Source organism: Seonamhaeicola marinus, from assembly GCF_008085455.1.
On the sequence record NZ_VSDQ01000087.1, the window covers coordinates 1 to 663 of the forward strand.

General features: G+C 35.3%; 1 pseudogene. It reads left to right on the forward strand.

Annotated features, from left to right (window positions below):
- Positions 1–663, forward strand: a pseudogene (locus FUA24_RS00540) (NADH:ubiquinone reductase (Na(+)-transporting) subunit A); the annotation flags it as partial.

The window sequence follows — 663 nt, forward strand, 5'->3', positions numbered from 1 at the left end:
ACCAAAAGCTATTTTTATTTCTGCTTATGCTAGTGCACCTTTAGCTGCAGATTTAGATTTTACATTGCAAGGAAAAGAAGCCGAGTTACAAGCAGCTGTTACAGCACTAGGAAAGCTTACAGAAGGTAAAGTGCATATTTCAGTTGGTAAAAACTCTAATTCTCCACTAGCATCTGTTTCTGGCGCAACTATTCACAAAGTGTCTGGTCCGCATCCTTCAGGTAACGTTGGTACACAAATTAACAACATAGATCCTATTAATAAAGGTGAAACAGTGTGGACGGTAAGTGCACAAGACCTTGTTATTATTGGAGAATTATTATTAACAGGTAAATTCAATGCAGAACGTATTGTAGCCATGGCAGGCTCATCAGTTGAGGCTCCTAGATATTTCAAAACTAAAATAGGAAGTGAAATATCTACAATGGTTTATGATAAAGGTATAGCTAAAGATGCTAACGTTCGTATCATTTCTGGTAATGTGCTTTCAGGAAAAGAAGTAAAACCAGATGGTGAGTTAGATTACTACAGCAATGTTATATCTATTATTCCTGAAGGTGATGATTATGAACTGTTTGGTTGGAATAAGCCAGTTTTTAATAAAGTATCAACTTCTAGAGCTTTAACCTTTTCTTGGTTAAATCCTAAAAAAGAATACGATTT